The sequence below is a fragment of the Kitasatospora sp. UYEF31 genome (assembly GCF_057291755.1).
On the sequence record NZ_JBXAWK010000036.1, the window covers coordinates 23,285 to 46,300 of the forward strand.

22 protein-coding genes and 2 pseudogenes are annotated in these 23,016 nt (G+C 67.3%); 7 read left to right on the forward strand and 17 right to left on the reverse strand.

Going from position 1 to position 23,016, the window contains the following annotated elements; translation table 11 throughout:
- Positions 1-2 precede the first annotated feature (2 nt).
- The gene (locus AC0Z36_RS18530) at positions 3-467 is read right to left on the reverse strand and encodes an NUDIX hydrolase (RefSeq protein WP_485464042.1); all 465 of its coding nucleotides are present in this window, start codon (positions 465-467) and stop codon (positions 3-5) included.
- 209 nt (positions 468-676) lie between these two features.
- Between AC0Z36_RS18530 and AC0Z36_RS18535 the strand changes: the two genes are divergently transcribed.
- Positions 677-2,179: a CCA tRNA nucleotidyltransferase gene (locus tag AC0Z36_RS18535; RefSeq protein ID WP_485464043.1), complete on the forward strand. Its 1,503-nt coding sequence runs from the start codon at positions 677-679 to the stop codon at positions 2,177-2,179.
- Between the two features lie 65 nt (positions 2,180-2,244).
- Here AC0Z36_RS18535 and AC0Z36_RS18540 read toward each other — a convergent pair whose 3' ends face one another.
- The 8 genes from AC0Z36_RS18540 to AC0Z36_RS18575 all read right to left on the reverse strand — a co-directional run bounded on the left by AC0Z36_RS18540 (position 2,245) and on the right by AC0Z36_RS18575 (position 9,698).
- Positions 2,245-2,904, reverse strand: a complete 660-nt coding sequence (locus AC0Z36_RS18540) for an LppU/SCO3897 family protein (protein ID WP_485464044.1) — start codon at positions 2,902-2,904, stop codon at positions 2,245-2,247.
- A 279-nt stretch (positions 2,905-3,183) separates the two neighbouring features.
- Positions 3,184-3,678, reverse strand: coding sequence for an LppU/SCO3897 family protein (locus AC0Z36_RS18545; protein ID WP_485464045.1), 495 nt, complete (start codon positions 3,676-3,678; stop codon positions 3,184-3,186).
- A 240-nt stretch (positions 3,679-3,918) separates the two neighbouring features.
- Positions 3,919-5,271, reverse strand: a complete 1,353-nt coding sequence (locus AC0Z36_RS18550; RefSeq protein WP_485464046.1) for an MFS transporter — start codon at positions 5,269-5,271, stop codon at positions 3,919-3,921.
- Between the two features lie 67 nt (positions 5,272-5,338).
- Positions 5,339-6,544 (reverse strand): ATP-grasp peptide maturase system methyltransferase, encoded by a 1,206-nt coding sequence (tgmC, locus tag AC0Z36_RS18555; RefSeq protein ID WP_485464047.1) that lies wholly within the window; start codon positions 6,542-6,544, stop codon positions 5,339-5,341.
- Positions 6,541-7,530 (reverse strand): MvdC/MvdD family ATP grasp protein, encoded by a 990-nt coding sequence (locus tag AC0Z36_RS18560; RefSeq protein ID WP_485464048.1) that lies wholly within the window; start codon positions 7,528-7,530, stop codon positions 6,541-6,543. Before AC0Z36_RS18560 ends, tgmC begins: the two co-directional genes overlap by 4 nt.
- A gap of 1 nt (position 7,531) precedes the next feature.
- Complete coding sequence (gene tgmA, locus AC0Z36_RS18565) at positions 7,532-7,813, reverse strand: putative ATP-grasp-modified RiPP (protein WP_485464049.1); 282 nt, start codon at positions 7,811-7,813, stop codon at positions 7,532-7,534.
- A 75-nt stretch (positions 7,814-7,888) separates the two neighbouring features.
- Entirely contained in the window at positions 7,889-8,311 is a 423-nt protein-coding gene (locus AC0Z36_RS18570; protein ID WP_485464050.1) for an ATP-binding protein, read from the reverse strand.
- 172 nt (positions 8,312-8,483) lie between these two features.
- A complete protein-coding gene (locus AC0Z36_RS18575; RefSeq protein WP_485464051.1) occupies positions 8,484-9,698 on the reverse strand; it encodes a helix-turn-helix domain-containing protein in 1,215 nt (404 codons plus the stop codon).
- Between the two features lie 140 nt (positions 9,699-9,838).
- Between AC0Z36_RS18575 and AC0Z36_RS18580 the strand changes: the two genes are divergently transcribed.
- On the forward strand, positions 9,839-10,033 hold the full coding sequence (locus AC0Z36_RS18580) for a hypothetical protein (RefSeq protein WP_485464052.1): 195 nt from the start codon (positions 9,839-9,841) through the stop codon (positions 10,031-10,033).
- Between the two features lie 56 nt (positions 10,034-10,089).
- Here the strand turns inward: AC0Z36_RS18580 and AC0Z36_RS18585 are convergent.
- The 5 genes and pseudogenes from AC0Z36_RS18585 to AC0Z36_RS18605 form a co-directional block, all read right to left on the reverse strand.
- Positions 10,090-10,455 (reverse strand): annotated as a pseudogene (locus AC0Z36_RS18585) (IS66-like element ISFsp11 family transposase); the annotation flags it as partial.
- Positions 10,456-10,710: 255 nt separating this feature from the next.
- Positions 10,711-10,989, reverse strand: a pseudogene (locus tag AC0Z36_RS18590) (DUF6444 domain-containing protein); the annotation flags it as partial.
- 10 nt (positions 10,990-10,999) lie between these two features.
- Positions 11,000-11,257: a hypothetical protein gene (locus tag AC0Z36_RS18595; RefSeq protein WP_485464053.1), complete on the reverse strand. Its 258-nt coding sequence runs from the start codon at positions 11,255-11,257 to the stop codon at positions 11,000-11,002.
- 313 nt (positions 11,258-11,570) lie between these two features.
- A complete protein-coding gene (locus AC0Z36_RS18600) occupies positions 11,571-12,650 on the reverse strand; it encodes an inositol-3-phosphate synthase (RefSeq protein WP_485464054.1) in 1,080 nt (359 codons plus the stop codon).
- A gap of 135 nt (positions 12,651-12,785) precedes the next feature.
- Positions 12,786-13,436 (reverse strand): PadR family transcriptional regulator, encoded by a 651-nt coding sequence (locus AC0Z36_RS18605; RefSeq protein ID WP_485464055.1) that lies wholly within the window; start codon positions 13,434-13,436, stop codon positions 12,786-12,788.
- Positions 13,437-14,059: 623 nt separating this feature from the next.
- Here AC0Z36_RS18605 and AC0Z36_RS18610 point away from each other — a divergent pair.
- Both AC0Z36_RS18610 and AC0Z36_RS18615 read left to right on the forward strand, forming a co-directional pair.
- The gene (locus AC0Z36_RS18610) at positions 14,060-16,594 is read left to right on the forward strand and encodes a transglycosylase domain-containing protein (RefSeq protein ID WP_485464056.1); all 2,535 of its coding nucleotides are present in this window, start codon (positions 14,060-14,062) and stop codon (positions 16,592-16,594) included.
- Between the two features lie 188 nt (positions 16,595-16,782).
- On the forward strand, positions 16,783-18,249 hold the full coding sequence (locus tag AC0Z36_RS18615; protein ID WP_485464057.1) for a glycosyltransferase family 87 protein: 1,467 nt from the start codon (positions 16,783-16,785) through the stop codon (positions 18,247-18,249).
- A 101-nt stretch (positions 18,250-18,350) separates the two neighbouring features.
- On the opposite strand, the gene AC0Z36_RS18620 is transcribed toward AC0Z36_RS18615, so the two are convergent.
- The 3 genes from AC0Z36_RS18620 to AC0Z36_RS18630 all read right to left on the reverse strand — a co-directional run bounded on the left by AC0Z36_RS18620 (position 18,351) and on the right by AC0Z36_RS18630 (position 21,440).
- Positions 18,351-19,382: an alanine racemase gene (locus tag AC0Z36_RS18620; RefSeq protein WP_485464058.1), complete on the reverse strand. Its 1,032-nt coding sequence runs from the start codon at positions 19,380-19,382 to the stop codon at positions 18,351-18,353.
- Positions 19,383-19,717: 335 nt separating this feature from the next.
- Positions 19,718-20,836, reverse strand: a complete 1,119-nt coding sequence (locus tag AC0Z36_RS18625) for a lipid II:glycine glycyltransferase FemX (protein WP_485464059.1) — start codon at positions 20,834-20,836, stop codon at positions 19,718-19,720.
- A 226-nt stretch (positions 20,837-21,062) separates the two neighbouring features.
- The gene (locus AC0Z36_RS18630) at positions 21,063-21,440 is read right to left on the reverse strand and encodes a hypothetical protein (RefSeq protein WP_485464060.1); all 378 of its coding nucleotides are present in this window, start codon (positions 21,438-21,440) and stop codon (positions 21,063-21,065) included.
- A gap of 262 nt (positions 21,441-21,702) precedes the next feature.
- Here AC0Z36_RS18630 and rpsF point away from each other — a divergent pair, with 262 nt between their 5' ends.
- The 3 genes from rpsF to rpsR all read left to right on the forward strand — a co-directional run bounded on the left by rpsF (position 21,703) and on the right by rpsR (position 23,013).
- Positions 21,703-21,993, forward strand: coding sequence for a 30S ribosomal protein S6 (gene rpsF / locus AC0Z36_RS18635; RefSeq protein ID WP_485464061.1), 291 nt, complete (start codon positions 21,703-21,705; stop codon positions 21,991-21,993).
- Between the two features lie 71 nt (positions 21,994-22,064).
- Entirely contained in the window at positions 22,065-22,670 is a 606-nt protein-coding gene (locus AC0Z36_RS18640) for a single-stranded DNA-binding protein (RefSeq protein ID WP_485464062.1), read from the forward strand.
- 106 nt (positions 22,671-22,776) lie between these two features.
- Positions 22,777-23,013, forward strand: coding sequence for a 30S ribosomal protein S18 (gene rpsR / locus AC0Z36_RS18645; RefSeq protein WP_485464063.1), 237 nt, complete (start codon positions 22,777-22,779; stop codon positions 23,011-23,013).
- The last annotated feature ends 3 nt before the right edge of the window (positions 23,014-23,016 follow it).

Genomic DNA, 23,016 nt, shown 5'->3' on the forward strand with positions numbered 1-23,016 from the left:
CCTCATGCAGTGTTCGCCAGCAACTCAGGCGCCCGCCGGACGAGTCGGCGCTCGTCCGGGTACGCGAGCCGGGCGGGCAGCGCGCCGAGGGGGACCCAGGCCACCGCCTCGACCTCGACGTCTTCGTCCGACAGTGCTCCGCCGGAGGCTTCCATCAAAAAGTGGTGCACAGTCTTGTGGACGCGCCGGTCCGGCGCGGTGAACCAGTAGTCGATCACACCGAGCGGCGCGAGCACCCGGCCGACGATGCCGGTCTCCTCGCACACCTCGCGCAGCGCCGCCTGTTCGGCGGACTCACCGTCCTCGATGTGGCCCTTGGGCAGGGACCACAGCAGTTTTCCACGCCGGTCCCGGCGGGCGATCAGCGCCGCCCGCAAAGTGACCCGGTCGACCACCAGGCCACCGGCGGAGAACTCCTCCACGGAGATCAGCCGCGACTGCCGTACGGGCTGCGCGGACCGGTTCACCGCACTCCCGGGCTGCGGCCCCGGGCGGGGCTGACCCCATGACCGACCGCGCCGTGGCGGAGTGGTCTCGGAAGGCATCCTTCGATCCTAATGTGCGGCGGGGAAACAACCTCGACAAGATCACCCCTGGCTGAGCGTAACCACCTGCACAGTCCCCCGACGGTTAATGCGCGCGAGACTCCTGCTCAGGCCCCGTACGCTTATACGTCGTGCCGAACGCGAAGAACTCACCCGAGACGGACGCCCCGACGACCCCCGCGACCACCACCACGCCGTTGAGCGTGGTGCAGCGCCGTGCCGTCACCGAACTGCTGCGTGTCGCCCCGGTGCTCGACGACCTCGCGAGACGCTTCCAGGAGGCCGGTCACAAGCTCGCGCTGGTCGGCGGCCCGGTCCGCGACGCGCTGCTCGGCCGACTGGGCAACGACCTCGACCTGACCACCGACGCCCGCCCCGAGCAGGTCCTCAAAATCGTGCGGCCGTGGGCCGACGCGGTCTGGGAGGTCGGGATCGCCTTCGGCACCGTCGGATGCCGGAAGGACGCCCGGGTCGGCGACACCGACCTGAGCTTCCAGATCGAGGTCACGACCTACCGGTCCGAGGCCTACGAGCGGGCTTCCCGCAAGCCCGAGGTCTCCTACGGAGACAACCTCGAAGACGATCTCGTACGGCGTGACTTCACGGTGAACGCCATGGCCGTCGAGTTGCCCGGAGTTCATTTCGTCGACCCGTACGGCGGCCTTGAAGACCTGGCCGCCGGGATCCTCCGGACCCCCGGAACCCCCGAGATGTCGTTCAGCGACGACCCATTGCGGATGATGCGCGCCGCGCGGTTCGCCGCCCAGCTCGACTTCGAAGTCCTGCCCGAAGTCGTCGCGGCGATGACCGACATGGCCGAACGCATCGAGATCGTCTCCGCCGAACGGGTCCGCGACGAGTTCAACAAGCTCGTCCTGTCCGAGCACCCGCGCAAGGGCCTGCGGCTGCTCGTCGACACCGGCCTCGCCGACCGGGTCGTCCCAGAACTGCCCCAGCTGCGCCTTGAACTGGACGAGCACCACCGGCACAAGGACGTGTACGACCACACCCTCACCGTGCTCGAACAGGCGATGGCACTGGAGAGCGACGGGCCTGACCTGACACTGCGCCTCGCCGCGCTGCTGCACGACATCGGCAAGCCGCGCACCCGCCGCTTCGAGGAGGACGGCCGGGTGTCGTTCCACCACCACGAGGTGGTCGGCGCGCACATGACACGCAAGCGGATGAAAGCGTTGAAGTACCCGAAGGACATCACCGACGACGTCACCACGCTCGTGGAACTGCACCTGCGCTTCCACGGGTACGGAACCGGTGACTGGACGGATTCGGCCGTACGGCGGTACGTCCGCGACGCCGGGCCACTGCTTGAGCGGCTGCATAAACTGACCCGTTCGGACTGCACCACCCGCAACAAGCGCAAGGCCAACATGCTGGCGCGCTCGTACGACGGCCTTGAGGACCGGATCGCTGAGCTCCAGGAACAAGAGGAGCTGAACTCGATCCGCCCCGACCTGGACGGCAACGAGATCATGCGCATCCTGGGCATCCCGCCGGGCCGTCAGGTCGGCGAAGCGTACAAACACATGCTTGAGCTGCGCCTGGAGCACGGGCCGATGGACGAGGAGACGGCCGCCACCGAGCTGAACAAGTGGTGGGCGGAGCAGCAGGGCTGACCGTCCGCACAGCCGAAGGGCCCGCCACGACAACCGTCGTGGCGGGCCCTTCGGCGTACGGATGATCAGGAAGCGGACTGGCCGCTCTTGGCGAGGAGCTCCTTCTTGGCCACGGCGAACTCCGTGTCGGTGAAGCCGCCGAAGTTGATCGAGTCGAACTTCTTCAGATCCGCCAGTGCGGTGTGCGGCGTGATGGTCATGCAGAGGACGCCCTTACCGCCGCTCTCCCAGTAGAGGCTGACGATCGCACCCTTGTCGTTCAGCTCTTTGGTGTCGCACTTGCCGGTGTCTGAGCTGTCGTCGAACTTCTGCAGCACCTTCCACGCGGCCTTGGGGTTCTCGCACCCGACGACCTTGGGGGTGTCTTTCTTGCTCGCCATGTTGGTGACGCAGTCGCCGACGCTGGCCTTGGTCGCGTCGTCCTTCTTCGAGCCGAAGTAGGCGAGTACCCCGACGACCACTATGAGTGCCGGGACGGCGATCCGGGCGACCTTGAAGAACTTCTTGAAACCGCTGGTCGGCGGTTGCGGCGCGGCGCCGTAGTAGCCCGGCTGCGGGGGCATTCCGGGCTGGCCCGGCTGGTTCCAGCTCGGCTGTGCCTGTGGCGCCTGCGCGGGGAACTGCTGGCCCGGCTGTCCCGGCTGCGGGGCAGGGCTTCCGCCCTGCTGCTGGCCGTAGGGGGTCTGCGGGTCGGGCTGCTGGCCCTGGCCGAAGGGGTTGCTCATAAGAAACGCGGCTCCATCGCATGTTTCGGGGACGTTCGACCCCGGCGCGCGACCGTACGGAACGGCAGGACGTGGCACTCACAGGATCGATCTGGAGTGCACACTAATGGGCTTACCTGACATTTCGCAGACGGAATGTGCCGAATCGGCGGCAGATGTGAGCCAAATGACGGCTATTCAGGTATCAATTCGATCACGTACGGAAATTTGCGCGAACTAACTGCTACGGGAGCTGACCCCTGCGTGTTCGGAATCCCGGACGGCCGGAACCGCGGCTGTTCACCGCCGCGCGATACAGAGCATGTCCCTGGCGTCCCCGCGGGTCCGGGCCATCGGCGTCTCCGCGCCGGGGATCGCCCCGCAGACCTCGACGTCCTCCGTGTTCTTGACGACGTCCACGATGACGTACTTGGCCTCCGGGCTGCTGCAGGGCACCCCCTTCGGGTCGGACCCGGACAACTCGGCGAGGCAGTCACCGCGCAGGACAAGCGAGCCGACGTTGTCGTCGCGCCCGAGGTACCACCAACTGCCGGCCCCCGCCAGGCCCAGGACCAGCACGGCGATCAGGCTGATGATCACGCCCCTGCCGCTGGCGGGCTCCTTTTCCTTCTCCGCCCGCCGGTGGCCGCCCATCGTGACCGCGGCCGCGCCGCTGGGCGGCGTGGGCTTGGGTGCCCGGACGATCGGGGTCCCGTGGTCGGGGGTGGGGGACCAGGCGGGGGTGTACGTCGGCGGCTGCTGCTCCGGGAACGGTTCCGGCGCGCGGTAGGGCACCGGCTGTCCGGCGCGCTGCGGGGACCCTTGCTGCGGCTGTGGATGTTGCTGTCCGTGAGACCACGGCTGAGGCTGGCCGTACGGTCCTTGAGGACCTTGTGGCGGTGTGGTCATGACGGACTCCGGCGCTGGCGGGGTGGTGTGTAGACCGGAGGATAGGAGTCGCGGCGCGCCAACACATCAACAAATAATTAGTTGTTCGTCACAGGTCGCATAGCAAAATAGTCCAGAGGCATACTTCTACGTCCTTTTCTCCGCGTTGAATTCCTGGGCCTCGGGTGCGGGTGGTGCCAGTGGGGCTACAGAGGGAATCCGCGGTGGGTGCCGTCGGGCCGCCAGGGCGTACAGGATCCCGGTTGCCGCGTATCCGAAGGCCGCCGCGGTCAGCACCGAGGGTGACCGTCCGTCGTCGGGGAGGGTCAGCGCGGCCACCGCGCCAGCCGCGACAAAAGCGACATTGAACAGGACGTCGTAGACCGAGAACACCCGGCCCCGGAAGGCGTCGTCCACGTTCGTCTGGACGATCGTGTCCACGCCGATCTTCGCGCCCTGGGACACGACACCCAGGAGGAACGCCCCGATCGTCAGCGGGACCAGGGCGAACGGCAGTCCGAAGGCCAACTGGCCGACAGCTCCGAGGAAGGCACAGCAGACGATCCACCCGGCGACCCCGAGCCGCGTGACGGCGTACGGGCTGATGAGGGCGGAGACGAAGAACCCCACTCCGGACACCGCGACGGTCAGCCCGAGGGTGGCCAGACCGGCGTCGGTGTCCGCCGGGTCGTTGAAACTGCTCCGACACAGCAGGACGGTCATCACCGCCAGGACGCCGTAGCAGAAGCGCATGGCGGTGATCGCGGCCAGCGCGTACGCGGGGGACCGGCGACCCCACACATGCGCGGCCCCTGCACCCAGCCCCCGGACGACCGACCGGACAGCCGAGCGCAGTCGCGGCACCGTCAGTTCCGGATCGGGGCCGAGGAGGTCCTTGCCCATGGTCGAGGCGATGGCCGCGGAACCGGCGTAGAGCAGCCCGGCGAGCAGGATCACTGCGGCGGTCCGCCCCGCACCCTCCGGGAAAAGCCCGTGCACGAGTACGGAGATTCCCGCACCGGCGGTCGCGGCGACCGTGCCGAGGGTGGGCGAAACGGCGTTGGCGGTGACCAGGTCGGCGGCCGGGACCACGCGGGGGAGCGAGGCGGAAAGCCCGGCGAGTACGAACCTGTTCACCGACATGACGGCCAGACAGGAGACGTAGAACAGCGCGGCGGGGGCACCGGCGAGGACCAGGACGGCGGTAAGCGCGACCAGCGCGGCCCGCAGCAGGTTGCAGTACACGAGCACCTGACGCCGCCGCCACCGGTCGAGCAGCACCCCGGTGAACGGACCGATGATCGAGTACGGGAGCAGCAGCACGGCGAAGGCAGCGGCGATGTCGGCCGCTGAGGTCTGCTTCTCAGGAGCGAAGAAGGCATAGCCGGCCAGCCCCACCTGGAAGACCCCGTCGGACAGCTGCGAGGACAGGCGGGTGGCCAGCAGCCTGCGGAAATCCCGCAGCCGGGCAAGGGTCTTGAGGTCACGGATCAGAGCCACGCGGCAAACGTATAGGGGCGCGCACGGGACATGTCCCGTGCGCGCCCCTATCAGCGCGGTACCTCAGTCAGTCGGTGGGCAGGTACCAGGACAGGTCGGTGTCGGGGACGCGGACGCGTTGGGTGCCGTGCGGGCTGATGTGCAGTTTGAACTCCGTCATGGGGGGCGATCCGGCTTTGCGCCACGCGAGGAGGTCCTGCGCGATGGGGCCCCAGAGGTTGACGGGTCCCGCGTGGGTGACGTTCCATCCGCCGTCGGGGTGGGGGCGCAGTGCCGCCCAGGAGCCGGTGACGGTGTCCATGAGGTAGGTGGTCATCGGCCCGCCGTCGATCGCGATGCCGGTCCACTGGGCGTTGGGGGCGGCGAGTTGGGCGACCATCACCGCGTCCGGGCTGGCGTCGATGTCGGGGCCGACGTCGGTGTGCCAGTGCTGGGCGTTGACCTCGTCGACCAGTGCCGTGACGTCGTAGGGCAGGGGCGGGGCGGCGTGCGGCCGGGCGGCCATGAAGCTGACGAGCCCGGGGAGGAAGTCGCCGTCGGCGGATCCGTCCGGGTTGACCGTCAGGCGGATGAGGCTGGCGGCCTGCGCCCAGCCCTGGAGTGTGACCAGGATGGTGCCGCCGGGGCGGACCTGGGTCAGCCAGGGTCGGGGGATGTGCCGCACGGAGCACATGACAATAATCTTGTCGTACGGGCCGCGGCCGGGCCAGCCCTGGAGCCCGTCATAGGTGATCAGCATCGGGTGGAAGCCCGCGCGGTCCAGGGCGTGGGCGGCGCGGTCGGCGACTCCGCTGTCAACTTCCATGGTGGTGACGGCGGCGTCGCCGAGCATGTGGCACAGCAGCGCGGTGGTGTAGCCGGTGCCGGTGCCCACCAGCAGGACCTTGTCGGTGGGGGACAGGTCCAGGTCCTGGATCATCCGGACCACCAGGGACGGCAGGGTGGACGACGAGGTGGCGTACCCGGGCACGGGGCCGGTCACCTGGCCGGGCATCACCTTGTTGTCGAGCTGGGTGACCAGGGTCTCGTCGCGGTAGGCGGCCTCCAGCCACGGGACCCGTCCGCCACGGGAGGCGGACACCGGTTCCCACCGGTCCTGGCCGGTGGCGGTGGTGCGGCGGAAGAAGGCCGGCACGAACAGGTGCCGGGGCACTTGTTCGACGGCCTGGCGCAGCGGCGCGCTGTCGAGTTCTCCGTCGGCGACCAGGGCGGCGGCCAGGGTGTGGCGCAGTTCGTTGGCCAGGGCTTCGAACGTGGCGTCGATGTGGTTCATTTTTCGGGGCTTCCTTGGGTGAGGAGGTCGGCGAGGGCGGTGGCGACGGGCAGGTTGACGGCGTCGGCCAGCCATCCCCACTGGCCGCCGGGGTTGCATTCCAAAAAGACCCACTGTCCGTCCTCGCGGACGGCGAAGTCGAATGCCCCGTACGCCAGTCCGAAGTGGGCCAGGTAGGCGTGGAGGGCGGTGACGGTGTCGGGCGGGGTGGTGGTGCGCCGGTAGGTGTTGCGGGTGTAGTCGCGTCGCCAGTCGAGTTGGTCGGTGCTGATCTGGACGGACAGGATGTTGTCGCCGACGACGGTGGTGCGGACGAACTCCCAGCCGTCGCGGCTGGATTTGATGCGCTCCTGGAACAGGTGCCCGGTGCCGTCCACGTCCTGGGTGAGTTGCCGAAGGTGGATGTCTTCGGCCCACACGGTCAGGGCTTGGTTGTCGCGTGCGTACGGGGTGCTGCGTAGCGGCTTGTAGATGAACTGCCGCTGTTCGTCGGCGAGGAACCCCTGAGCGTCGGTGTGCCGGTTGGTGACCAGGGTGGCGGGGATCTGCATCCCCGCCGACCGCGCGACCTGAAGTTGCGCGATCTTGTTTTCGGCTTCCCGCTCATTCGCGGGGTGGTTGACGTACAGCGCGCCGGGCAGCGAGCGGAGGATGCCGCCGAGTCCGGCGGCGGCCTGGGCGGTGGCGAACGCGGCGTCCATGGGGTCGAGTTCCCGGAAGGCGTGGCCGTAGGGGGTGGGGCGGCGGCGGTACACCGCCCGCACCGTGGACAGGTCCACGATGCGGGACGGTGTGCGCAGGAGTCCGGTCAGGCCGGATCCGGGGCCGCTCCCGACCCAGGCCGACACGGTGATCTCGCCGGGGAAGTCACGCCCGGGGTCGAACCGGACCACGGGGGTGTCCCGCCGGTTCAGTTCGGTGATCACGTCGTCGGCGGTGGTGTCGTCCTTGGCGGTGAGCACGAGGACGGGGCGGGAGTCGGCCATGTCAGTCGTCTTTCTGGATTTCGTCCTGCGTGTGGTCGTTGGGCTTGCGCGGCCCTTTGCCGTCGCCCCCGGCCGGGACGGTTGTTGTCTCCGTGCCCTGCTTGGTCTTGCGGTGTCCGGCCAGGGGGAGGGTGTCCCCGTCGGGGTTGGTGTAGACGGCGGTCTGGGTGACCGGGTCGATGTGGATGGTGCCGGGGTCCGGGACCTGGTCGACGCAGGTGTACGGGGCCAGGCGGGTCAGCCCCCACGGGCGGCGAGGCTGCATCGCGAACGTGGTGGTCACAGAAGTCTCCTGGGGATGGTGACCCCACCCGGTGTGGGGCTGATGGCTTGGGAATCAATTTCTCGTCCGGACCGCTCAAGAACGGGGAACGCACACTCCGATGCCTTTGCTGTCGTCGCACCGCTCTGTGAACACCCTTCCGCGCAGCGCCTTTACCTGCGCGCCGATCAGCATCAAGCCGCGCCCGGACTCCCCTGGGTCATCCGCCTCGTCGACCAACTCCGGTATCAGCCTGGGCATTCGCTCAGGGTCGTCGTCGTCCACCCTCAGGCAGACGAGCACGTCACCGACGGCCAGGGTCACCCGGACCCGGGACCACGAACCGGCGTGCCGGACGGAGTTCGTCGCCAACTCGGAGGCCACCAAGACGAGCACGTCCCGCGTGTCTTCCGGCACCGCCCACACCCGCAGCCGCTCCTCGACCACCCGGCGCACCACACTGATCAGTGCCGGGTCCTGCGGCATCTCCCACACCGCGAGGTCCCTGCGTATGGCCACCGCCCGCAGCCCCCCGTTCACAAGCGCAACGGGTCGGACAGGTGCAGACGGCCGGGGCATGATGCCCTCCCAGATGCGGTGGGTGCGGTTGCTGACGAATCCTCAGCGTCCTCCTGGCATGACGGTGCCCCGGGTACTCCGTGTACCCGGGGCGAAGATTTTTTCCGTCAGCTCAGGCGGCGATCCCGATCCGTCGCGCCATGATCCGCACTGGCTCCCGACTGCTGGCCTTCTCCCTTTCCAACGCCGCACCGACCAGCTCGCGGGCCATCACGTGCGCGTGTACGTACTCCGGTGCCAGGCGATCGGCGTCCATCAACGCCTCCATCGACGCCTTGTCGTCCTTGGCCTGCGCGTGGGCACGGGCCACGTCGATCAGGTGCCGGGCCTTACGTTCTTTTGGCAGCACGGTGAAGTCCACGCCAGCGGTGACGGTCAGCGCCCCCATGCCGTCGCCCATCTCCAGGCCGGCGGACGCCGCGTTCAGAGCGACGTTGGCACCGCCGAAGCAGGTGGCGTAGTCGTCCCGCTCCCCCGTACGGTCCGCGGCGCGGCGGGCTTCGGCCAGGTGCCCCATACTGTCGGCGCGTTCGCACCGCTGTGCCGCGCCCGTCGCGGCGACCAGGTGCAAGGTGCCCCACAGCGACCAGGCCGCCGGGTCGTCGCCGAGTGATCCGTCGAGGCTGTCCAGGACGGAGCCGACCAGGGTCAGGCCCTCGGTGAGCGCACCGGCGGTGAAGTAGACCTCGCTGAGGGTCCATTGTGCGGCCACCGTCATCAGCGGGTCGCCGCAGTGGTCGGCCGCCGTCAGAGCCTGCTGGGCGGCGATGGCCGCCAGGTCCACGTGCCCAAGTTTCTTCAGCATCATGGCTGTGTGGTTACGGACGCCGCTCAGGAGTCCGTACGCCGTCTCGGCCTCAGGGCTCCGGCTCGTCCCCGCTGTTTGGGCGGCGCTGTCGAGCAACCCGGGGAGTACTAGGCCGAGTTCGCCGTACTGCCCATGCCGACACAGGCGGTGGGCTTCGCGGGCACTGTGCCGGATCTGGTCGATCGGGTAGGGCCGGTCAGCGGTGCCTCCGGAGAGCTGGCCGCGCAGTAGCGCACGGCGGATTGCTGCGATGGTGTCGTGACCACGACGTATGCCTTCGGCTACAGGCGTGCCGTGCGGCAGCGGGGTGCCGGTCAGTTCGCCGGGGGCGACGCTCAGCGCGGCGGCCAGGCCCGCGATCAGGGAGTACCGGTCAAGCTGGCGGCGGCCCAGTTCGACGGACTTCATCCAGTCCGGTGACCGGTCGACGGCTGCCGCCAGGTCGGCGCGGGACATGTCCCGGCGTTTGCGGATCGCGCCGACCCGTTGGCCGATGGTGGTGTGCTCGGTGGTGTCCACGTGCGCTCCCGAGGGGGATTCGTTGGTGTGGGGTCTCCGCTTTCCACCGTACGGCCCTCCACCCATGAGCGGCATGGGGTTGTCAAGGGATTGCCCGAAAGCAGTTATATCCCGCTTCGCATGGAGGCGCCGTGGAACATATGGGTACTCCTACGAAGCACAGCCACCTCGAGGACGCGACCTGGCTGTCCGGGTACGCCATGCTTCGCGACCTGCGCGAGCTCCGAATGGTCACAACCAATGCGGGGAAAACCGAGCACACCCCCGGCAGCCCGACTGAGATCGAACGCCACCACGTAGAGGGCCCGTGCAAGGAAGACGACTACCTGCCGTGACGCATCCTGCGAACGGTCCGATACGGACCCGCTGCCGCTGTGTCCATTCACGGGGGCTACGTTGTCGCGGGTAGCCAGGGGTTCCCGTTCAGGGCACGGTGGATGGCAGTCAGCGGCGTGATGCCATGACCGCGCGCGCTGACGAGGTAGGAGCGGACCCGCAAGTAGGCGCCCAGCGTTTTGGGTGTGTGCCAGTACCCCGAGACGGCTTGACGCCGTTTCGGCCCTCGAAGCGCCTGTTCGCTGGGGTTGTTGGTCCAGGGGACCGCGAAGTTCCGGGTGAACAGCCAGACCTGCTCGGCCTTGTCCTTCAACCGAGCCGCCAACCGGTAGCCGGGATGGTTGCCCGCCTTGTCCCAGTCCCGCAGCCGATTGGTCGTCTTCCCCCAGTCCACCGCCATGTCGTAGCGGGCCCGCAGGTCCTCCAGCAGCTTCACGTCCAGACTGTCCCGCCCGCCCGGCACCGTCGCGGTGGTGATGTGCCCGCATCCGCAACGCCGACGGGGCAGGTGGTAGGCGACCTTCTCCACGATGACCGGCAAGGTGTCCCACACCTGGGCCCAGGTGTCCGCCAGTTCGCGGGCGTCCACGAGGTTGTTTCCGCGGTTCCCGCAGTCGATGGGGGCACAGAGCGCCTCGGTGCGGTCCGGCTTCTCAGTGGGCTCCAGCCGTGCGCCCTTATGGCCTGTTTGCCCGCCGGGCTTACGCTCCTTGGAACGCTCCCGCGAGGACAGGTCCGCCCGCTTCTTGGCTTTGGCCGCGATCGAGTCCTTCGAGGACGGCTGGCCTGAATTTGTGGAGTCCCGGCCCAACTGCCGCTTCAACTCCGCGACTTCCAACCGCAGGCCGACGATGGCCTTCTCTTGCTCCACCGCCAGTGCGCGCAGCTCGTCGATCACGCGGGCCTGAGAGGCGACCAGCGCGGCCAGGTACGCGTACGACGGCTGCTGCGACACGCGGATCAACCTACCGGCCCGTCAGGCGGCTCCCGAACCCGCGTACCCGTGAATGGACACGGTCGACGGCGGTGACATCGGCGCCGGCGGCAGCTGCGGCACTGGCGAAAGCGGCGGCACCCCCGGGGCAGTCGAGGATGTGCAGTCCAGCGAGATCGTCCAGGTCAGCAATGCCGAACATGGTCAAGTAATCGTGCGAGCCTCGCGACGAAACGATCAGCTGTTCTGTCGACAGTTCCTTTGTCGACAACGATTCATCGGCACCCATTTAAATCCCCCCAGCGTGTGCGTGATCCACACGATAGGGAGCGCGTTCTGCCTACGGGCGACTGTGTGGCGTACCCCACACGGCCTAGTTGTGGCCCGTCCGCTCGTTGGTCGAGGTCCCCGGCGCGTTGGTCGTAGGGCCACTCCAGTGGGAGAAATCTGGGAGTGATCATGTGATGGGAGAGCAGAAAGAAACCTCGAAGCCCCACGCAAAACAACGTGCCCCCGACGCAACTAATGCGTCGGTGGCACGTTGTGAAGTAGCTAAACTCCCTGCTCCTGCTTCAATAAATGCAGGTCAGAAGGGGTTTTGCTCAGCGCTCGACCTCGCCCTTGATGAACGCCTCGACGCTGTCCCGCGCCGCGTCGTCGAAGTACTGCACGGGGGGAGACTTCATGAAGTAGCTGCTCGCCGAGAGGATCGGGCCACCGATGCCCCGGTCGAGGGCGATCTTCGCGGCGCGGACGGCGTCGATGATGACACCGGCCGAGTTCGGGGAGTCCCAGACCTCAAGCTTGTACTCGAGGTTCAGCGGGACGTCGCCGAAGGCCTTGCCCTCAAGGCGGACGTACGCCCACTTGCGGTCGTCGAGCCACGCGACGTAGTCGGACGGGCCGATGTGCACGTTGTTGGCACCCAGGTCACGGTCGACCTGCGAGGTGACAGCCTGCGTCTTCGAGATCTTCTTGGACTCCAGGCGCTCACGCTCGAGCATGTTCATGAAGTCCATGTTGCCGCCGACGTTCAGCTGCATGGTGCGCTCGAGGAGCACACCGCGGTCTTCGAACAGCTTCGCCAGCACGCGGTGCGTGATGGTCGCGCCGACCTGGGACTTGATGTCGTCGCCGATGATCGGCACGCCGGCCTCGGTGAACTTGTCCGCCCACTCCTTGGTGCCGGCAATGAAGACCGGGAGGGCGTTGACGAACGCGACCTTGGCGTCGATGGCGCACTGTGCGTAGAACTTGGCGGCGGCTTCAGAGCCCACCGGCAGGTAGCACACGAGCACATCGGCCTTGGTGTCCTTGAGGGCCTTGACGATGTCCACGGCGTCTTCGGTGGACTGCTCGATGGTCTGGAGGTAGTACTTGCCCAGGCCGTCGAGGGTGTGGCCACGCTGGACGGTGATGCCGGTCAGCGGCACGTCGCAGATCTTGATGGTGTTGTTCTCGCTGGCGCCGATGGCGTCCGCCAGGTCGAAGCCGACCTTCTTGGCGTCCACGTCGAACGCGGCGACGAACTCGATGTCGCGGACGTGGTAATCACCGAACTGCACGTGCATGAGACCGGGCACGCGGCTGTTCGGGTCGGCGTCCTTGTAGTACTCGACGCCCTGGACCAGCGAGGCGGCGCAGTTGCCCACTCCGACGATGGCTACGCGAACCGAACCCATTCCAGTTGCTCCCTGTGTGCTCATTGGCGCCTCTTTCGAGACAGCCAACTGGTTGCTTCGGACGGGTCGTTCCGGCCACGTCCTGAGTTGTTTGCATCTTCCGGGTCACTGCGGGGTCCGTTGAGGGACCGCAGGTCACCGAACCCCCGTGCCGGAGGCTTCGGGGTCGTCGGGTGAACCCGACTTTCCCGTACCGCCTCCGGTACCACCGGCCGCACCGCCCGGGGACGGATCCCCGGCGTGCCGTTCGGCGTTGATCAACTCGTTGAGCCAGCGCACTTCGCGCTCGACCGACTCGAGTCCGTGCCGCTGCAGCTCGAGGGTGTAATCGTCGAGCCGCTCCCGGGTCCGGGAGAGTGAAGTCCGGATCCGCTCGAGACGTTCCTCGAGTCGGCTGCGGCGACCCTCGAGGATGCGCATGCGCACCTCGGCGTCGGTGCGGCCGAAGAAGGCGAAGTGCACGCCGAAGTTGTCGTCCTCCCAGGCTGAGGGCCCGGACTGAGACAGCAGTTCTTGGAATTGCTCTTTGCCTACAGCGGTCAGCTTGTAGACGATCTTGGACCGTCTGCTGCCGGCCAGCGCCGCTGCCGCTTCGGCGTCCTCTTCCTCGGCGATCCAGCCCCGCAACAGCAGGGCCTTCAAACAGGGGTAGAGAGTGCCGTACGACAGGACGCGGAAGGAACCAAGCACGGTGTTGAGCCGTTTACGCAGCTCGTAGCCGTGCATCGGAGTCTCGTGCAGCAGGCCGAGGACGGCGAATTCGAGAACACCACCGCGCCTACTCACAGGAGACCTCCTTCCAAGTCTTTGGTCCGGGGCCGGTTGCAGGTCGTCGTCACGCCCTGCAGTACCGTCACCGGCGGGTCTTCAGTCCTTGTACGCACGATATCTCGATGCGATGTATCGGGCCGATACATCAGGACGATATGTCGCGCCGTCATATCAACGCAAGGTGTGAGTCGGTTTTGTCCGTTTGTGTCGGCGGTGAAGAAGATCACAGCGGCCAGGATGGCCTTCCCTGTTGTCGCCGACGGCGGTATGTCGAGTCACCCGTACGAGATTGAAGTTCCGTACAGGTGGGAAAGGCTGCGCGATCGTCCGCGTAGTGTGGACCGCCATGTTGTGCATCGGGACGCGACCGGACCCACGGACAGCGGAATGTCGTAAGCGCCCGAGCGGTCCCCGCGGAACCGAATCGCACGTCGGGATGTCCTGGGGAGCGGAGAGCCATGATCTCCGCGCGGCACGTCCCCGTCGTGCGGCCGAGGAGAAGCCAGTCGATGAGTGAGCACCGCCGCAGACAGTCACAGGACCCGAGTGCCCAGGGGCGCGACACACCGCCCGGGGGTGATCGACGGACTCCCGGTGACGGAGCGCCACGCGCCTTCGGCGCGGAGGCGCCGCAACCCATGTCCAGGACCGGGGCCCGGCAGACCCAGCGGGGCGGTGGCGGAGGCCGCGGTTCAGGCGGCGGCCGCCGGGGCGGGGGTACCCCGCCGGGCGGGGGCACACCGCCAGGAGGGGCCGACCGGCCGGGCGGGCTGAACAGCGGTCCCGGCCGGGGCCGGGGTGGCAACGGTCGTCCGGTCAAGAAGCGGTTCATCGACTACCCGCGCGCCGGCAAGCGGGGTGTGCGTCGCTGGCTTCCGTCGTTCAAGCAGATCCTGGCGATGTTCGTGCTGTTCGTCGGGATGATCGTCGGTGCGGTCGGCGTCGCGTATTCGATGGTCAAGATCCCGGACCCGAATGCCGGTGTGAAGTCCCAGTCGAATGTTTACTACTACGCGGACGGCAAGACCGAGCTGGGCCGCAGCGGCGCGGTGAACCGGCAGGTCGTCGGCCTGGACCAGATCCCCAAGCCGGTCCAGCAGGCCGTGCTCGCGGCGGAGAACGCCACCTTCTACACCGACTCCGGTGTCTCACCCAAGGGGCTGACCCGAGCGGTGGTCAACATGGCCAAGGGCCAGGAGACCCAGGGTGGCTCGACGATCACTCAGCAGTACGTGAAGAACTACTACCTGACCGCGGACCAGAGCTTCACGCGGAAGTTCAAGGAGATGTTCATCGCGGTCAAGATCGACCGGCAGATGACCAAGGACGACCTCCTCGCCGGCTACCTGAACACGATCTTCTACGGCCGACGGGTGAGCGGCATCCAGGCCGCCGCCAAGGCGTACTACAACAAGGACGCCAAGGACCTGAACGTCGCGGAGGGTGCCTACATGGCGACTCTGCTGAACGCGCCGGGCATCAACGACTGGTACGTCTACGAGAGCCGCCGGCCGCAGATCGAAGCCAAGTGGCGCACTGTGCTGAACCGCATGGTGAAGGAGGGCTGGCTGGACAAGGCGACCGCCGACGCCACCAAGTTCCCGCAGCCGATCAAGCCGATGCCCGCCGCCAACAAGGCGGGCCAGGCCGGCTATCTGATGGAGGTGGCGGACAACTACCTCAAGAAGAACAAGCTGGTGGACGAGGCGGCGCTGACGGCCGGCGGCTACAAGATCGTCACGACCTTCGACAAGCCGAAGCAGGACGCGGCGGTCGCGGCGGTCGAGCAGAAGCTGACGTCACAGCTTGATCCGGAGAAGCGCGACGCGGACAGGTACATGCGCACCGGGGTCGCTTCGGTGGTGCCGGGGGACGGCGCGGTGGTGGCACTGTACGGCGGTCCCGACTTCCTCAAGCAGGAGCTGAACGACGCCACCCGGCAGGATGTCCAGGTCGGCTCGACGTTCAAGGCGTTCGTACTGGCCACGGCGCTGCGGGACGGCAAGGCGGGGAAGCCGATCCCGCCGGAGAGCATCTACAACGGCGACAGCAACATCCCGATCATCATGCCAAACGGGCAGCCGTACAAGGACAGCAACGGCAAGGTCTACATCGCGGGTAACGAAGGGAAAAGGCCTTACGGGCCGATCACCCTCCGCACGGCGATGGAGCGGTCGGTCAACTCGGTGTTCCTCCAACTCGCCGCCGACGTCGACCCGGTGAAGGTGAAGAAGACCGCGATGGACGCGGGAATCCCGGACCTGAAAGCGGACTTCGACGCCACTCCGACGATCGCGCTGGGCGTCAGCCAGCCCAGCGCCCTGGACATGGCCGAGGCGTACGCGACCTTCGCGGCGCGGGGCAAGCACGCGGACCCGTACTTCATCAAGGAACTGAAGCACGAGGGAAACAAGATCGAACTACCCGCGCGGGAGGTGGCGAAGGTCTTCGACGAGAACGTCGCGGACACCGTCAACGACGTGCTGCAGAGTGTCGTGACGAACGGCACCGGTAAGAAGGCGCAGGCCTTGGGCCGTCCCGCGGCGGGCAAGACGGGTACGACCAACGAGAACAAATCCGCCTGGTTCGTCGGTTACACCCCGAACCTGGCGACAGCCGTCGGGCTGTTCCGTGAAGACCCGGTGTCACACGCCAAACTTTCGATGTCCGGCGTGGCAGGCAACGACTCACTGCACGGTGGTGACCTCCCGGCGGCGGTCTGGACCGAGTACATGAAGGCCGCGCTGGATGGTGTGCAGAAGCAGGACTTCACCAAGCCCAGGGACCTCGGGGACCCGCAGAACGCCTCCAACGTGACCCCGTCGGCCCCGCTGTCCACGAGCCCTTCGTCCACACAGTCGGCACCCACCAGCCAGACGCCGACCGCCCCGGCGACTTCCCTGAAGCCCACGGACACGGCCGGGACCAGCGCGACCAGCACCAGCACCAGCACCAGCACCAGCACCAGCACTTCCACCAGCACCGGTGGGAACAGCTGGGGCGGAATAATCGGTGGCGGCAACGGCGGCTCGAGTAAGCCCCCCTCATCGAGCGGGCCACCCGCGACGTCGGGGAACAGCGGCACTGACGCCGCCAACGGCAACAGCCACGGCAGAACGCACCGGGACGACGCCACGACGAACCGGACCACCGGCGGACTCTTCGGGGGCTAGCCGCTGACAGCCGGCTGCGGGGCGCGGGAGGGAAAGTCCTCCCGTGCCCCGCAGTGCTTTGTCCTCACCCGTACGCTCTCTTCACCCGGGGTCCGGGAACCCCTGGCTCCGGCCGCTGCGGGCACCACCCCGGCAGGACCCTGCTTTTGGGCACCGCCACCCACCCCGCCTGCGGAAAGATGACCTGCATGAAGCCGACATTCTCCGAGCCGGTCCTGCCGTCGCACGACGATCCGATCATCCGGGCCGGCAGCGAAGTGGTGGGCGGCCCTGCCGGTCGGCGGATCCGCTTCGGTGCCGGTTCCACCGGGCGCAACGGGTGGTGGACCCCCGTGCGTGTCCTCATCCTCCTGGCGGTGCTGTGCTTCGCACTCGGCCTGGTGCAGAAGAAGCCCTGCTTCGACGGCGGCTGGTTCTCCGGCAGCACGCAGTACTCCCACGCCTGTTACAGCGACATGCCGCACCTGTACACCAGCCGCGGATTCCACGACGGTGCCGTACCGTACTTCGACACCACCGGTGACAAGGACATGAAGTTCCTGGAGTACCCGGTGATCACCGGCGGTGTCATGCAGTTCGCCGGGGTGATCGCCCGGACGCTGGGCGGCGATCTCCACAACGAGCAGCTGTGGTTCGTCTGGATCAACGTGCTCGTCCTCATGGCCTGTGCTGTGGTGACCGTGGTGGCCACCATGAAGACGTCGGGCCGACGGCCGTGGGACGCGGCGATCGTGGCCTGCGCGCCCGCGCTGGCGCTCAACGGCATCATCAATTGGGACCTGGTCGCGGTCGCGCTCACCGCCGTGGGAATGATGGCCTGGGCCCGGCGCAACATCGTCCTGGCCGGCGTGCTGATCGGCCTGGCGACGGCGGCCAAGCTGTATCCCATCCTGTTGCTCGGCCCTTTGTTCCTGTTGTGCCTGCGGACCGGCCGCATGACCGACTTCGCCAAGACCACAGTGGCGACCGTGGCGTCCTGGTTGCTCGTCAACCTGCCGATCGCGCTCCAGTTCCGGGACGGCGGAGTACACATCCGGGAGGGCTGGAAGCTCTTCTACACGTTCAGCCAGACGCGCGGTGAGGACTACGGCTCGTTCTGGCTGATCGTCATGCAGCGCGGCGACGGCAAGCACATAGAGGCACTCAACACGTATGTCAGCGTGAGCCTGGTGCTGTGCATGCTGGGTGTCGCCGCGCTGGCTCTGTGCGCGCCGCGCCGTCCGCGGTTCGCCCAACTCGTGTTCCTGATCGTCGCGGCGTTCATCCTCACCAACAAGGTCTACTCACCGCAGTACGTTCTGTGGTTGATCCCGCTGGCGGTGCTCGCCCGGCCGCGCTGGCGCGACTTCCTGATCTGGCAGGCCGGCGAGGTCGTCTACTTCCTCGGGGTGTGGATGTACATCGCCTCGTTCAGCGGCAAGGGCCTGTCGCAGAACGCGTACCACGTGACGATCATCTTCCACCTGGTCGGAACGCTGTTCTTCGCGGCGATGGTGATCCGCGACATCCTGCTGCCCGACCGCGATCCGGTCCGGGCCGACGGCAGTGACGATCCGTCAGGGGGCGTGCTCGACCGAGCTCCTGACGTGTTCACGGTGAGCCTGGTGCGGCGTCGTCGCACGGCGGAGAAGCACGAGGAACCGGCGCTTCTTTAGGTCCGGAGACGAATAAGAGGGCAGGTCTTCGCGTACGGAATTCCCGTACGCGAAGACCTGCCCTCTTATTTCGGTGCGGAAGGGCTCGGTGCGGAAGGGATTCAGCGCAGGATGACCCGGTCGAACTGGGTTGTGGTGTGCCGCAGCGTCGCGTCCAGTTCGTCGCCGATGGCCGGCGGGGGCACCTCGCCCTCTAGGAACAGCAGGCTGACCTGCATGTGCGGCGGCTCGGCGAACCAGCGCTGCTTGCTCGCCCAGGCGAACGGCGACAGCGCGCGGTTGACGGTGGCCAGACCGGCCCGGGCGACGCCCTTGGCCCGGGGCATGACGCCGCGTACGGTCTTGGGGGCCTCCAGGCCGACGCCCTGCGCGGTGCCACCGCTGACGATCAGGAGATGGCCGTCGGACGCGGCTTTGCGCTGGCGGTAGCCGTACCTTTCGCCCTTGGCGACCCGTACGACATTGATCACGGTTCCCCGGGACGACAAGGCGTCGTGGTCGCCCAGCCAGAGGTCGGTGCCGATGCGGGGCCGGAACACCGTGTCGGGGTAGCGCTGGCGCAGAGCATGCAGTTGATTCGCCGTCAGGTGGCTGACGTAGAGCGTGTGCACCGGCAGCCGGGCCGCCTGGAGCCGCTCGATCCAGTCGGCGACCTCACGGGCCGGGTCGTAGTTGTCGAAGTGGTCCATCGGCAGGTGCAGGGAGAAGCCCTCAAGGCGGATGTCGTCCAGTGACGTCCGCAGCTTGACCAGGTCCTCCTCGGTCACGCCGTCGCGCTTCATGCTGGTCATGCAGCTGACCACGATGCGGCGCCCGAGCAGTTCGCGGACACCTTCAACCGAGGAGACCGTACGGACGACCCTGTCCGGCAGGGCCATCGGCTCCTCGCCCCGGTAGTACGGGGTGAGGACCAGGATCCGGCCGTCGAAGCGGTCCTTGACCTGGTCGGCTTCGTAGGTGGTGCCGACCGCGACCATGTCGGCGCCCATCCGGGTCGCTTCCTCGGCCAGCCGCTCGTTGGTGAAGCCGTACCCGTTCCCCTTCATCACCGGGACCAGGCCGGGGAAGGCCGCGCGCACCTCGTCCTGGTGCTTGCGCCAGCGGGGGGCGTCGACGTACAGCGTCAGCGACATGAGCGGTCCTCAGAGTTGAACGTGCGAGGCGAAGCGAGCGATCCAGCGTGAGCCGAAGAGATCGGCCCGGTGTACGAGGCGACTGCGCGAAACGACTGAGCGAAACGAAGCGCCACCCCTACGAGGGGACTGAGCGAAGCGAAGCACCGACCCTACGAGGCGACTGAGCGAAGCGAAGGAGCGCGTCCGGAGGACGCGATCTTTTCCGGGCGACGCGCAGGCGCCGACCGGCGGCTGAGCGAAGCGAAGACGACGGGAGGATGACGCCTGCGCTTGGAGCCCGGGGTCTACCCGCGCTTGGAGCCCGGGGTCTACCCGCGCTTGGAGCCCGGGGTCTACCTGCGCGACATGTACATGTCCAGCGCCTTGTGCAGCATCTTGTTCAGCGGGAAGTCCCACTCGCCCAGGTATTCCACGGCCTGGCCGCCGGTGCCCAGCTTGAACTGGATCAGGCCGAACAGGTGGTCGGTCTCGTCGAGGGTGTCGCTGATCCCGCGTAGGTCGTACACGCTGGCGCCCAGGGCGTACGCGTCGCGCAGCATCCGCCACTGGACCGCGTTCGACGGGCGCACCTCACGCTTGTGGTTGGCCGAGGCACCGTACGAGTACCAGACGTGGTCGCCGACGGTCACCATCGTGGTGGCGGCGAGCACCTCGCCCTCGTGCTTGGCCAGGTAGAGGCGCATACGCTCGGGGTCCTCGGCGGCCATCGCCTTCCACATGCCCTGGAAGTAGGCCAGCGGACGCGGCGTGAAGTGGTCGCGGATCGCGGTCGTCTTGTAGACGTCGTGGAAGACCCCCAGGTCTTCGTACGTGCCCTGGACGACCTCGACGCCGGCCTTCTGCGCCTTCTTGATGTTGCGCCGCCACAGCTGGTTGAACCCGGCGTGCACATCGTCGAGCGAGCGCCGGGTCAGCGGCACCTGGTAGACGTAGCGCGGCTGGAAGTCGCCGAAGCCGGCGCCCCCCGACGGGTCCTGCAACCAGCCGAGTGACCGCAGTAGGTGCTCGACGCCCTCGGCCCGCTCATCGGTGAAGTCGGCCGGCAGGTCGCGCAGCCGCTTGCCGGACTTGTCGGCGATGGCCTTTTTGATGGTGTCGGCCTCCCAGCGGCGGACCACCACCGGCGGGCCCATCTTCACCGAGAACGCGCCCTGCTTCTTCAGGTGCGCGAGCATCGGATTCAGCCAGCGCTTCAGGTCGCCGTCGAACCAGTCGATGACCGGGCCCTCGGGCATGTACGCGAGGTAGCGCTTGAGCTTGGGCAACTGTCGGTACAGGACCAGGGCGGCGCCGACGACGTGGCCGGTCTCGTCAACCCAGCCGATCGACTCCGAACGCCAGTCGGCCTTCACGTCACCCCAGGCGGGGGTCTGCAGGAAGCTGGCGTTGGGGCGGCTCTTGATGAAGGCGAGGTGCTCGTCCCGGGTGAGCGTCCTCAGGCGGAGGGTCATATCTGGCAAGCTCCTCGGCTCATCGGGATCGGTTCGGCCGAGTCAGAGCGTACTCGCCCGGATGGATGTGCTGTCGTCCCGTCATTTCCGGACAACGGCCCGGTAAGGGCCGCCGCTGCGCGCAGCCGCCGTCGGTTCCGCACGCGTGTGCGGAACCGACGGCGGCTGTGGTGAAGCCCGTTTCTGTGCCTGCCGCCTGAGCGCGGACGGCTATCCAGACGGCTGTCTAATAGAGGCCGCCGTGGGCCAGACCCATGAAGAGACCGACCGCAGCCGTGCCGGTGGCGATGACGTTGACCGTGCGCTCCGCGGTGGTCGCCGACATCATCTGCGCGCTGAACCCGACGAACACGCCGAGCAGCCCGGCCCACGAGCCGAGGATGTGCATGCCAGGGAAGAACGCGCACACGATCGACACCAGGGCGAAGGTGACGGTGCCCGCGATGACGGCGTTCTCCCGCGGATGGGCACGGCCGTCGGTTTGGAAACCGAGTCGTTGGAGGGTGGATTTGAGGCCGGGCGGCCGGGTGACCGGGTCGGCCTTGCTGGTCTGGGCAGCGTGACCCGCGTGCAGCGGACTGCTCCGGCCGATTCTGGAAGCCATGACGCACCTCCTGCTGGGAGACGGTTATGGACATGTTTGTCCGTGATCTCCGGACACCAGGATGCGCCCGTCCACCTGCGGATTTCAAGACGAGGGCGGAAGCCAGGTACGCTGTACCGTCCGTCGTGTCCCGGCCGGCTCGCTGCACAACCCTTGTTGTCAGTGGTGCCGACTAAGTTCGGAACACATCAACGGATCAACGCAGAACCCTCCTGCCACGGAGATTCCGTGGCCGCTGAAGTCCACAGGAGGTGGGTGTTTCATGCGTAACTATGAACTCATGCTCATCCTTGACCCGGACCTCGAAGAGCGCGCCGTGACGCCGCTTATCGAGCAGTTCATGAACGTCATCCGTAACGGTGGCGGCAAGGTCGAGAAGGTCGAGCAGTGGGGTCGTCGTCGACTCTCCTACGAGATCAACAAGAAGACCGAGGGCATCTACGCCATCGCCGAGCTCATCGCTGAGCCCGCGCTGGTCAAGGAGCTTGACCGTCAGCTCAACCTCAACGAGTCGGTGCTCCGGACGAAGGTCATGCGCCCCGACATCCGGTGATCAGAGTCCTCTGACTCTGGCACTACCGGCAGCAGGCCACCAACGGCAGTAAACGCAGCGAAAGGTCACGCATGGCAGGCGAAACCGTCATCACAGTCGTCGGCAACCTGACTGCGGACCCGGAGCTGCGTTTCACTCCCAGCGGGGCCGCTGTCGCCAACTTCACCGTCGCGTCCACCCCCCGCACGTTCGATCGTCAGACGAACGAGTGGAAGGACGGCGAGGCGCTCTTCCTCCGGTGCAACGTGTGGCGTCAGGCGGCTGAAAACGTCGCCGAATCGCTGCAGAAGGGCATGGCGGTCATCGTGCAGGGCCGGCTTAAGCAGCGGTCGTACGAGACCAAGGAAGGCGAGAAGCGCACTGTCTACGAGCTTGAGGTCGACGAGATCGGCCCGAGCCTGAAGTTCGCCACCGCCAAGGTCACGAAGGCTTCCCGTCAGGGTGGCCAGGGTGGCGGCGGATTCGGCGGCGGACAGCAGCAGGGCGGCGGTGGCTACGGCGGGCAGCAGTCCGGCGGCCAGCAGGGTGGCAACTTCGGAGGCGCACGTCAGGGCGGTGGCCAGCAGGCCCCCGCCAATGACCCCTGGGCGACCCCCGGCGGTGGCGGCAACGCCGCTCCGCAGGGCGGCGGCTGGGGAGCCCCTCCCGGCGGTTACTCGGATGAGCCCCCCTTCTAAGCCCACTGGGTAAGCCCACTGGGCTTCGGGGGACCAAACTTCTTGTTTATCACGCACCCGCGCCGCGGAGACGCCGGGCGGGTGTGGGAACGATCTGGAGAACACGATGGCCAAGGCGCCTGTGCGCAAGCCTAAGAAGAAGGTTTGCGCCTTCTGCAAGGACAAGGTCCACTACGTGGATTACAAGGACACGAACATGCTGCGGAAGTTCATCTCCGACCGCGGCAAGATTCGTGCCCGTCGTGTCACTGGTAACTGCACGCAGCACCAGCGTGACGTTGCCGTAGCCGTGAAGAACGCCCGCGAGGTCGCTCTTCTTCCTTACACCAGCACTGCACGCTGAGAA

Bases quoted from the DNA above. Each gene is read 5' to 3' on its own strand.
- AC0Z36_RS18595 (WP_485464053.1), bottom strand. From the start codon at position 11,257: ATGGGTGCCGATGAATCGTTGTCGACAAAGGAACTGTCGACAGAACAG.
- AC0Z36_RS18610 (WP_485464056.1), top strand. From the start codon at position 14,060: ATGTCCAGGACCGGGGCCCGGCAGACCCAGCGGGGCGGTGGCGGAGGC.
- AC0Z36_RS18620 (WP_485464058.1), bottom strand. From the start codon at position 19,382: ATGTCGCTGACGCTGTACGTCGACGCCCCCCGCTGGCGCAAGCACCAG.
- AC0Z36_RS18580 (WP_485464052.1), top strand. From the start codon at position 9,839: ATGGGTACTCCTACGAAGCACAGCCACCTCGAGGACGCGACCTGGCTG.
- AC0Z36_RS18615 (WP_485464057.1), top strand. From the start codon at position 16,783: ATGAAGCCGACATTCTCCGAGCCGGTCCTGCCGTCGCACGACGATCCG.
- AC0Z36_RS18540 (WP_485464044.1), bottom strand. From the start codon at position 2,904: ATGAGCAACCCCTTCGGCCAGGGCCAGCAGCCCGACCCGCAGACCCCC.
- AC0Z36_RS18640 (WP_485464062.1), top strand. From the start codon at position 22,065: ATGGCAGGCGAAACCGTCATCACAGTCGTCGGCAACCTGACTGCGGAC.
- AC0Z36_RS18560 (WP_485464048.1), bottom strand. From the start codon at position 7,530: ATGGCCGACTCCCGCCCCGTCCTCGTGCTCACCGCCAAGGACGACACC.
- rpsR (WP_485464063.1), top strand. From the start codon at position 22,777: ATGGCCAAGGCGCCTGTGCGCAAGCCTAAGAAGAAGGTTTGCGCCTTC.
- AC0Z36_RS18600 (WP_485464054.1), bottom strand. From the start codon at position 12,650: ATGGGTTCGGTTCGCGTAGCCATCGTCGGAGTGGGCAACTGCGCCGCC.
- AC0Z36_RS18625 (WP_485464059.1), bottom strand. From the start codon at position 20,836: ATGACCCTCCGCCTGAGGACGCTCACCCGGGACGAGCACCTCGCCTTC.
- AC0Z36_RS18630 (WP_485464060.1), bottom strand. From the start codon at position 21,440: ATGGCTTCCAGAATCGGCCGGAGCAGTCCGCTGCACGCGGGTCACGCT.
- tgmC (WP_485464047.1), bottom strand. From the start codon at position 6,544: ATGAACCACATCGACGCCACGTTCGAAGCCCTGGCCAACGAACTGCGC.
- rpsF (WP_485464061.1), top strand. From the start codon at position 21,703: ATGCGTAACTATGAACTCATGCTCATCCTTGACCCGGACCTCGAAGAG.